Genomic DNA, 7,380 nt, shown 5'->3' with positions numbered 1-7,380 from the left:
CGATGGCGGAGGACGAAGAAGAACCACCGGCCGGGGCCCGCCGGTGGCCGCGCGGCCAGCCCCCTAGCGAGGACGGCGCTACGCCGGCGCCGCGTGCGGCCGGCGCGCGGCGGCGCAGGAGGTACGAGAGTGGAAGGCGTCGAGGCCGAAGGTAGGACCGTCAACGAGGCGATCGACAACGCCCTCGAGGAACTGGGCCTCCGCCGAGACCAGGTCTCGATCGAGGTCCTGAGCGAGGGCCGCCCCCGCCTTCTCGGCTTCCGCGGCGAGCCAGCCCGCGTCCGCGTCGAACCGTTGCCATCTGTCGTGGCCGCCGCCCCATCCGCCCTCGAAAGCGAGGAGGAGGAAGAAGAGTACGACGGCGAGGAAGAGGAGGAGGAGGGCGAGGAAGAAGAGTACGAAGCAGAGATCGAGGACGAGGAGCAGCCCGCGGCGCTGCGCCGAGGTGGCCGGGCGGTAAAGACCGCCGCGCCTGAAGACGTCGCGGCGGCGGTGGCCGTGCTCGAGGATCTGCTGCGGCTCATGGGGATCGAGGCGGTGGTGACCGCGCGCGAGCCCGAGACCGCCGGCGACGGCGTGGGCATGATCGAGGCCGTACTCGACGTCGAGGGCGATGACCTGGGGATCCTGATCGGCCGGCGAGGCAGCACCCTCGCGTCGCTGCAATACCTGGTCAACCTCATTGTGGCCAAGCGAGTGAAGCACCGCGTGGCGTTCGGGATCGACGTGGACGGATACCGGCGGCGGCGCGAGCAGGCGCTGGTGACCCTGGCGCGGCGTATGGCGGACCGGGTGCGCGGGACCGGGCGCTCGGTCACGCTCGAGCCGATGCCGCCGAACGAGCGGCGCATCGTCCACCTGGCACTAGCGAACGACCCGGCGGTCATGACCGTGAGCATCGGCGAGGGCGAGGCCCGCAAAGTCGCGATTACGCCCAGCCGCTGAGGAGGGGACGTGCCGGCCGACTTTCTCGCCGTCGGACACGTCGTAAAGGACATAACGCCCGGCGGGTGGCGCCTGGGTGGAAGTGTCGCATACGCCGTAAGGCAAGCGCACCTGCTGGGCCTGCGCACGGCTGCGGTCACAGTCTGCTCGCCGGACGTCAGTCCGGCCGAAGCCTTGCCGGAGACGGTCTGGCATGTGTTGCCCGACGTGCAGACGACGACGTTCGAGAACGTGTACCGGGACGGAGTGAGGCGCCAGCGCGTGGTGCAGTGCGCGCGGCCGATTGGGGCCGCGCAGGTCCCGCGGGCCTGGATAAGTGCTCCCATTGTCCTGATCGCTCCCGTATTTCATGACGTCGAGGTAAACGCCGGTGCGGCGTTTCCCGAGGCGAGCCTCGTCGGCCTGTCCTGTCAGGGGTGGTTGAGGCGGCTGCGCGGGAGCGACGTGCTGCCGGGGGAAGTGGATTCCGTGGCGCCCTGGCTCATCGGTGACATCGTCTTCGTTTCGGAGGAGGACGTTACAGAGCCCGAGGCCGTGGCCTCCTGGCTCGCCTACGTCCCCGTCGTGGTGCTGACCCGCGGCGCTCGCGGCTTCACGGTGTTCGATGATGACGGCCGGCATGAGTTCGCCGCGCTGCCCGCACGCGAGGTGGACCCAACTGGCGCCGGCGACGTCTTCGCTGCGGCCTTTCTCGTGCGCTGGCGCGAAACAGGCGGAGACCTGGCCCAGACGGCGCGCTTCGCCGCCGCGGCGGCGGCGCTGTCGGTGCAGGGAGTCGGGCTCGAGGGCATCGCGCGGCGCGAGCAGATAGAGGCGCTGCTTGCGGCCGGAGCTGCGGGGCGGGCTTCGTGACGCGCGTGGTGGCGGTGGCGAATCAGAAGGGCGGCGTGGGCAAGACTACCACCGCTATCAGCCTGGCCTGGGAGCTTGCCGCCCGCGGCCACACCTGCCTGCTGATCGACATCGACCCGCAGGCCAATGCCACCTCGGGGCTTGGACAGCGGGCCGGTGAGACCAGCATGTACGACGTGCTTGTGGACGAGGCGCCGCTCGAGGCGGCGATCCTGAGGGTGACCGAGAACCTGCACCTGGCGCCGGCGAGCGCCGACCTCGCTGGCGCCGAGGTGGAGCTCGTGCCGGCGATGGCCAGGGAGTACCGCTTGCGCCGCGTCCTCGAGGGACTCACGGTGCGCTACGACTTCGTGATCATCGACTGCCCGCCCTCGCTTGGGCTGCTGACGCTGAATGCGCTTACGGCGGCGGGAGAAGCGCTGGTGCCGGTGCAGTGCGAATACCTGGCCCTGGAGGGCCTGTCCCAGCTCGTGCGGACCCTGGAGGCCGTGCGCCGCAACTTGAACCCATCCCTCCGGGTCGGCGGCCTTCTGCTCACGATGTTCGACGGCCGGACGAACCTGGGACAACAGGTTGCGGAGGAGGTGCGACGGCACTTTCCGGGCACCTTCCGTACGGTGATCCCGCGGAATGTGCGGGTCAGCGAGGCGCCCAGCCACGGCCTCGCTGTAGGGCAGTACGCGCCCTCCTCACCGGCGGCGAGGGCGTACCGCGCCTTCGCCGCCGAATTCGCGGAGAGGGGCGCGGCGGTGGAGGCAAAGGCGTGAGCATGGAGCAGGCAAGCGCGGGCGGGCGTCCGCAGCGCCGCGGCCTCGGGCGCGGGCTCGGCGCTTTGATCCCCGAGCTCACGCCGGCGGTGGAAGAGGTCGACATCGACCTCATCGTGCCGAACCCGCAGCAGCCGCGCTCGGCCTTCGACCCCGAGTCCCTGGAGGAGCTGGCTCAGAGCATTCGCGAGCACGGCGTCATTCAGCCTCTCGTGGTCAGCAAGCGCGATGGGCAACCCGGGGTCTACCAGCTGATCGCGGGCGAGAGGCGGCTCCTGGCCTCGCGCCGTGCCGGCCTCTCGCGCGTGCCTGTGATCGTGAAGGAGGCGAGTCCGCGCGCCCTGCTCGAGCTTGCGCTGGTCGAGAACCTCCAGCGCGAGGACCTCGGCCCGCTCGAAGAGGCGTTTGCCTTCAAACGGCTCGTGGACGAGTTCGGGCTCACCCAGGAGGCGGTGGCGCAGCGCGTGGGGCGAAGCCGGTCGGCGGTCACGAACGCTATCCGCCTGCTGAGCCTTCCGGATGAGATCCAGGGCAGCCTGGCGCGGGGCGAGATCAGTGCTGGCCACGCACGGGCGTTGCTGGCGATCGATGAGCCGGCCGAACGGCGCCATGTCTGGCAGCGCATTCTGCAGGCCGCCCTCACGGTCCGGGACGCCGAGCGCCTCGCGAAGCAGAAGCGCCCCGCACGGCGACGCGACCGGCGTCTCGCGACAGACCTGGCGGCTGTCGAGGACAAGCTGCGCTCCGCGCTCGGCACGAAAGTCGAAGTCGTCAAAGGGCGGCGCGGCGGCCGTCTGACGATACACTTCTACAGCGACGAGGAGATGGAGGCGATCCTGGAGCGCTTGCTGGGCGCCTAGTTGGCACCTGACCTCCTGGTCGTGCGATCGCGGGGCATTCGAGACGCCGCGCCTCCCGGAGCAGCCGGGGCGGCGCCGATGGAGGAGTCCGGAGAAGGGGACAACACGTGGTAGAGAGAGTGATACACAGCGCCGACCGCCTCGAGATCATCGAGGCGCTGAGAGAGATGCCGGATGCTGTCGAGGCGGAGATTGCCGGGCTGCCGGAGCAGGTGCTGCGGTTCAAACCGTCGGACAACGAATGGTCGATCAAGGAGGTCGTCGGCCACCTGCGCGACGGCGCGGAAGTCTGGCACAAGCGCCTCTACCAGGTCTGGGCCCAGAACGACCCCATGTTCGTCCCTTACGACCAGGACGCCTACGTCCGCGAGCGCGGCTACCAGGAGGCAGACCTGCGGCGGGTCATCGAGGAGATGCGCCGCTTCCGCCTGCAGACGGTCGACCTCCTCGCGCACGCGGTCGACTGGTCGCGTCTTGGCCAGTGGCCGGGCGTCGGACGGCGGAGTCTGAAGCAGCTTGCGCAGGCCCTTGTGGACGCGGAAAAGGAGCACCTCGAGCAGATCCGGTCTCTGAAGGCTCTCGCGGCTACGGGCAGCGGGCGCGCATGACCAGCGCGCCGCAGGACCCTCCCCGCACCAGGGCCGAGATCATCGAACTCCTCAGCAGCGCGCCGGAGCGCTTGCGCGCGACATCCGCTGGCGTTCCCGCAGGCGTGCTGCGGCGCCGGGCGGACGACGGCGGCTGGTCGCTCATCGAGCTTGTCTGCCACTTACGCGACTACGCCGAGATCTTCAACAGCCGGCTGATGCGCGCTGTCAGCGAGGATAACCCGCGCGTCGCCAGCTACGACAACGAGGACCTGGCGCGGAGCCGGGAGTACATCTCCCAGGACCTCGACCAGGTGCTAAGCGCCTTCGGCCGCATCAGGTCAAACATGCTCGCCGCCCTTGCCCGCCTCACGGAGGACGATTGGCGCCGCACGGTGCAGCATGCCGCCTGGGGGGAGCCGTCCATCGAGTGGCTAATGAACCGTTGCGCCCAGCACGAGCTGGAGCACCTGAGAGACATCGAGCGGCTGGCCGGCGGGAGCTAGCGCTCCCTGCGAGCGAGGCCGCGCGTGGCGACGGCGCCGCCGAACAACACCAGCCAGAGTTGGAGGCCGGCGATGGCCTCCGGCGGCGCGTAGAAGGACAGGACCAGCACGCACATCAGCGCCACCAGCATTACGCCCAGGCGCTCCATCATCTCCCTGTCCTCGGGTGAGGAACGGCGCGCTGCCGTCGGGGCCAGCATCAGCCACCCTCCCCAGAAAGCGAAGAGCAGCGAGCCGACGAAGTCCTCGGGCCTCGCGATACTGTAGGCCGTGAGAGCAGCGCTCCCGAGACCGAAGGCGAAGACCGCGAAGCCGATCATGAATATGAGTTTGCCGGCGGGCAGCAGCAGAGACAGGGTCCAGGGCGCGGCGTACACGGCAGCCCACCACGCCACGCAGATGACCAGCACCACAGTGATGAAAAGGACATGTCCCATCGCAGATCTCCAGACATTAGTATCGGCCGCTGGCCTGGAGATCTGGTGCCCTCAGTCCGCGGGAAGCTCCGGCACGCGGTGGCCGGCATAGATGTAGCGGTAGATGGCGTAATTCTCGGCGACGATCTCGACGTACAGTCGGGTTTCCCTGTACTCGATCGTCTCCAGATACATGTCAGCATCGCTTCCCGCGGCGGCGAGCCAGCGGCGGGCCGCGTTCGGCCCGGCGTTGTAGGCTGCGAATGCTACGAAGATGTTGTCGCCGAAGTCCTTGAGCTGGGTCGCCATGTAGTTCGCGCCCAGGCGCAGGTTGAGGTCGGCGCGGTAGAGGTCTTCGGTCCGCGGCGGGGGCAAGCCGAGGCGCCCGGCGACGGAGGCCGCGGTCTGCGGCAGGAGTTGCGTGAGCCCGAAGGCCACCGGCGATGCGGCGCCGGGGTCGAAAAAGCTCTCCTGGCGGATGAAGGCGAGGAGCAACAGTGGCGAGATACGCTCCGCCGAAGCGTAGCGCTGCAGGCTCGCCGCGAAGGGCGCCGGGTAGGAGAGCGACATGAGGGCTTTCGGCAGGCCAGCGTTGGGGTTCGTGTTCAGGACGCGGAGGAGCCGCTGCCCCGCGCGGGCGGAGAGGCTGAACTGCCCCTTGTCCCACAAGACGCGCGCCATGGTGTACATGGCGATGCCGTCGCGGGCGTAAGCCTCGATCAGGTCGAACATCTCGGCGTTCCCCTGGCCCACGCGGCCGACGAGCCAGAGCTCCTGGGCCCGAGACCAACGTGGGTCGCTCGACCAGGCCTGCGCCGAAGGCGGCACCACAGCACGGCCGGTCTTCGCCGTGAGCCAGGCTTCCGCCGCGGCCCAGTCGAAGTCCGGCGTCAGGTTTGCCCGGGAGTCGCGGTCCGCCTTCGGCTGGTTGTGGTCGCCTGCCAGGAGGGCCACGGCGCGCACGCCGTAGTAGTCGTCCTCGCCGGAGGCCGCGAGTTCGCGCAGGATCGGTTCCGCCGCCGCGCGGTCGCCGGCCTGGAGCAAGGCCTTGGCCTGCCAGAACGTCAGGCGCTGGCGCTCCATGGCATCCGAGACAAGGGCGATCCCTTCGCCCCAGATGTTCGCCGCCTGCCGGTGGTCCGAGGCCCGGTAGGAGAGCATGCCGCGCCGGAAGGCCGCGTCCGCGGCCCAGCTCGACTGAGGATAGTTCTGGGCGATGAGGTTGTAGACCGCCTGGGCATCCGCGCGCTTGCCCTCGTCTTCGAGGATGCGACCACGCCACCAGAGGGCATCGTCGGCGAGGCTGCTCTGAGGGTTCAGGCTCACCACCTTCGAATACAGGGTCTGCGCCCCGGCTGTGTCGCCTTTCGACTCGAGGATGGCGGCCAGGAAGTAGTAGGCCTCGGCGCTGGAAGGCGATTCCGGAGCGGCGTTGATCCGTTCTCGGAGCGCCGGTTCGGCCCGCGCGTAGTCGTTGTGGCGGTAGTACACCAGGTCGCGGATGTAGCCGTCGACCGCCACGCCGCGGGCTTCGAAGTCCTTCACTGTATCGAGGGCGAGCTGAGTCGTGGGGTATCCAGCCATCAACCGCACCAGGTCGTCGTTGGCGGCGGCGGTATTGCCCTGCGCCGCCTTTATGGCCGCCATGCGCGAGAGCGCTAGCGGCTGGTCGCCGGGGCTGGACTCGAACAGGACCTGGTAGGCGCGCAGGGCGTCGCCGAAGGCGCCGGCTTTCTCATACGCCTGGGCGGTGACGAGGTTGAAGGCTGACCGAGCCGCCGCCGGGACGCCGGCGGCCAGTCCCGTCTGCGCCTCCGACGCGGCTGCCAGGGGCTGACCGAAGTCCATGAGGATCCGCGCCCGGTCGAGGTAGGCATACGGCAGGCCAGCGCGGCCGCTCTTGACGTAGAGGTCGTACTGCTGGAGCGCCTCGGCGTACATGGACAGGGCCGCGTAGGCGCGGGCCAGGAGATAACGCCCGGGGCCCGCCTCGGCGGGGGAGGCGGAAGCGAGGAAGGGCTCGAGGAGGGTGCGCGCCTCGGCCGGGCGCTCCATCTGCAGTAGCACCCGCGCCGCCCCGTATACGCCTTCCGCCCGGTTCGGGGCCCCGGAAGCAGAGATCGAAAGGTAGGCTTCGAGCGCTTGCTGCAGTTCGCCCTCCGCCTCCAGGCGGTGAGCCGCCGCCGGCTCGGCCGGGGGAGCGTTTGGCCGCGGCGTCAGCGAGATCGTCGCTGTTGGGGAGGGGTCGCCGCCGGGCGTAGCAGAGGCCCCGGCGCTGGACGTGGCGTCCGCGCCCGGCGTCGCGGAGGTGTCCTGGTCCGTCTCGACGCAGGCGGAAACGCATATGAGGAGGAACGCGAGGGGCGTCAGGAGGCGGGGGGTCAAGGGGTGGGTCGTCTTTGACAGGGTGATCGAGCCAATGCTACACTCGGCCTTGCCGCGGGGTC

At 69.6% G+C, this 7,380-nt stretch carries 8 protein-coding genes; 6 read left to right on the top strand and 2 right to left on the bottom strand.

Going from position 1 to position 7,380, the window contains the following annotated elements; all coding sequences use genetic code 11:
• Positions 1 to 129 precede the first annotated feature (129 nt).
• The 6 genes from jag (at position 130) to VNN10_14190 (ending at position 4,517) form a co-directional block, all read left to right on the top strand.
• Complete coding sequence (gene jag, locus VNN10_14215) at positions 130 to 945, top strand: RNA-binding cell elongation regulator Jag/EloR (GenBank protein ID HXH23176.1); 816 nt, start codon at positions 130 to 132, stop codon at positions 943 to 945.
• Positions 946 to 954: 9 nt separating this feature from the next.
• Positions 955 to 1,797, top strand: a complete 843-nt coding sequence (locus tag VNN10_14210) for a PfkB family carbohydrate kinase (protein HXH23175.1) — start codon at positions 955 to 957, stop codon at positions 1,795 to 1,797.
• Positions 1,794 to 2,564, top strand: coding sequence for an AAA family ATPase (locus VNN10_14205; GenBank protein HXH23174.1), 771 nt, complete (start codon positions 1,794 to 1,796; stop codon positions 2,562 to 2,564). The genes VNN10_14210 and VNN10_14205 overlap by 4 nt, the downstream gene beginning before the upstream one ends.
• 2 nt (positions 2,565 to 2,566) lie before the next feature.
• Positions 2,567 to 3,424, top strand: coding sequence for a ParB/RepB/Spo0J family partition protein (locus VNN10_14200; protein HXH23173.1), 858 nt, complete (start codon positions 2,567 to 2,569; stop codon positions 3,422 to 3,424).
• Positions 3,425 to 3,531: 107 nt separating this feature from the next.
• Positions 3,532 to 4,032, top strand: a complete 501-nt coding sequence (locus VNN10_14195; GenBank protein ID HXH23172.1) for a DinB family protein — start codon at positions 3,532 to 3,534, stop codon at positions 4,030 to 4,032.
• A complete protein-coding gene (locus VNN10_14190) occupies positions 4,029 to 4,517 on the top strand; it encodes a DinB family protein (protein ID HXH23171.1) in 489 nt (162 codons plus the stop codon). The genes VNN10_14195 and VNN10_14190 overlap by 4 nt, the downstream gene beginning before the upstream one ends.
• On the opposite strand, the gene VNN10_14185 is transcribed toward VNN10_14190, so the two are convergent.
• Both VNN10_14185 and VNN10_14180 read right to left on the bottom strand, forming a co-directional pair.
• Positions 4,514 to 4,954 carry a hypothetical protein gene (locus VNN10_14185; protein ID HXH23170.1) on the bottom strand — a complete coding sequence of 147 codons (441 nt, stop codon included), beginning with the start codon at positions 4,952 to 4,954 and terminating at the stop codon, positions 4,514 to 4,516. The genes VNN10_14190 and VNN10_14185 overlap by 4 nt on opposite strands.
• A gap of 51 nt (positions 4,955 to 5,005) precedes the next feature.
• Positions 5,006 to 7,318 (bottom strand): transglycosylase SLT domain-containing protein, encoded by a 2,313-nt coding sequence (locus VNN10_14180; GenBank protein HXH23169.1) that lies wholly within the window; start codon positions 7,316 to 7,318, stop codon positions 5,006 to 5,008.
• Between the last annotated feature and the right edge of the window lie 62 nt (positions 7,319 to 7,380).

Source organism: Dehalococcoidia bacterium (genome assembly GCA_035574915.1).
GTDB lineage: Bacteria > Chloroflexota > Dehalococcoidia > DSTF01 > WHTK01 > DATLYJ01.
The sequence above is the reverse complement of the archived record's forward strand: the minus strand, read 5'-3'. Positions and strand labels throughout refer to the sequence as shown.

Bases quoted from the DNA above. Each gene is read 5' to 3' on its own strand.
- VNN10_14200 (HXH23173.1), top strand. From the start codon at position 2,567: ATGGAGCAGGCAAGCGCGGGCGGGCGTCCGCAGCGCCGCGGCCTCGGG.
- VNN10_14190 (HXH23171.1), top strand. From the start codon at position 4,029: ATGACCAGCGCGCCGCAGGACCCTCCCCGCACCAGGGCCGAGATCATC.
- VNN10_14185 (HXH23170.1), bottom strand. From the start codon at position 4,954: ATGGGACATGTCCTTTTCATCACTGTGGTGCTGGTCATCTGCGTGGCG.